The organism is Mesorhizobium sp. M7A.F.Ca.CA.002.09.1.1 (assembly GCF_003998555.1).
GTDB lineage: Bacteria > Pseudomonadota > Alphaproteobacteria > Rhizobiales > Rhizobiaceae > Mesorhizobium > Mesorhizobium ciceri.
This window is the reverse complement of the sequence record NZ_RZRR01001045.1, coordinates 1-1716: the sequence shown is the minus strand read 5'-3', so window position 1 is coordinate 1716 and position 1716 is coordinate 1. Positions and strand designations below refer to the sequence as shown.

General features: G+C 66.6%; 1 protein-coding gene and 1 pseudogene. Both read left to right on the top strand.

Annotation, left to right across the window (positions count from 1 at the left end):
* Positions 1 to 351, top strand: a pseudogene (locus EN994_RS30010) (nicotinic acid mononucleotide adenylyltransferase); the annotation flags it as partial.
* 68 nt (positions 352 to 419) lie between these two features.
* Positions 420 to 1703: an MFS transporter gene (locus tag EN994_RS30005; protein WP_013529071.1), complete on the top strand. Its 1284-nt coding sequence runs from the start codon at positions 420 to 422 to the stop codon at positions 1701 to 1703.
* Positions 1704 to 1716 lie beyond the last annotated feature (13 nt).

Genomic DNA, 1716 nt, shown 5'->3' with positions numbered 1-1716 from the left:
TTCGAAGCCGCCCATCACGTCCGCTACACCGCCGATACGCTGGCGCTGGTCAAGGCGCGCAACCCCGGTGTCGATTTCGTCTGGATCATGGGTGCCGACAGCCTGCGCGATTTCCATCGCTGGCAGCGCTGGCGCGAGATCGTCATGACCTTCCCGATCGCCGTCATCGACCGCCCGGGCGCGACGCTGTCGTTCCTGTCCTCGGTCGTCGCCAAGACCTTCGACTATGCCCGCATCGACGAGGGCGATGCGCCGCGGCTTGCCCGCATGAAGGCGCCGGCCTGGACCTTCATTCACGGCCCGCGCTCGTCGCTGTCATCGAGCGCGATCCGCAAGCTGGCGAAGGGGTGAGCCCGGCCGCCCGGCCATGTCGCTTTTATCGCTTCCTTTGCCCGTTTCATGGGCAATCCTGAGCAGGCATGTCGATTCCCAGGAAAAACCGCAGCGAAGCCGAGCAGGGCGCCGAGCCCACGCCGCTGATCGCGATTGCCAGCGTCATCGTGTCGATGGCGCTGATTGCCGTCGGCAACGGGCTGATGTTTGCTTATATCCCGGTCCGGCTTGGCGCAGAGGGTTTCGATCCGACCTGGGCCGGGCTGATCATCACCGGGCTTTCGGCCGGCGGGCTCGCCGGCTGCATCTTGACCGGACCGCTGGTGCGAAGGGTCGGCCATGCCCGCGCCTTCATGGTGCTGTCGGCGCTGATCGCGCTGGCCAACGCCGCTGTCGGCGCCGGGGTCCTTCCGCTGCTGTGGATAGCCGCCCGCGCGCTCTACGGCTTTGCCATATGCGGCCTGTTCATCGTCGCGCAGAGCTGGCTGAACGATGCCGTTGCCAACGCCATCCGCGGCCGGGTGATGGCTTTCTTCTACGTTGCCTATGTCGCCGGGCTCGGCGTCGGCTACGCGACGCTAGCGCTGGTCGATATCAGGACAGCGGATGCGCCGCTGATCGGCATCGTCTTCACCGCGCTGTCGATCCTCCCTGTCGGGATGACCAAACTTGCCCAGCCGCCGGCGCCGCAGGCGGCCTCGGTGGCGCTGCGCCGTGCCTGGCGGGTTTCACCGGTCGGCGTCGCCGGCATGCTTGCCGTCGGCGGCCTGTCGATGTCGATTGCTGGCTTCGCACCGATCCACGCCACGGCCAAGGGCTACAGCCAGGCCGACGTGGCGCTGCTGCTTTCGGCGATGCCTCTCGGCACGCTGATCCTGCAGATCCCGCTTGGTTGGATTTCCGACCGAACCGACCGCCGCTATGTGCTGATCGCCGCATCCGCGCTCGCCATGGTCGCCGGCCTGTTTGCACTCGGGTTCGATGGCGGCGCGCTGGCCGCGTTGGTTGTGATCTACATCGTGTGGGACGGCGCTTCGGAATCGATCTATTCGCTGGCCAGTGCGCACGCCGCCGACCGCGCCGGCAAGGACGACATGGTGGCGCTGTCCAGTTCGCTTTTGTTTGCCTGGTCGCTGTCGGGCTTCGTCGTGCCCGGCATCGTGACGGCGCTGTCGGCCGTCTTCGGAACGCAGGCTTTCATCTATGTGGCTGTTCTCATCGCCGCAGCCTTCTGCCTGTTCGTGCTTTTGCGTGTGTTCACGACGCGTGCGGTCCCGGTCGGCGAAACCGGCAGTTTCGCACCGATGACGGCGCAGGCGCCGTTGCCGGTCGAACTCGCCTTCGCACCGGACGATGAGGGCCGGCACTGAGCCACCCGACTAC

Excerpts from the sequence above, each read along its gene's own strand:
- EN994_RS30005 (WP_013529071.1), top strand. The coding sequence starts at position 420 with ATGTCGATTCCCAGGAAAAACCGCAGCGAAGCCGAGCAGGGCGCCGAG.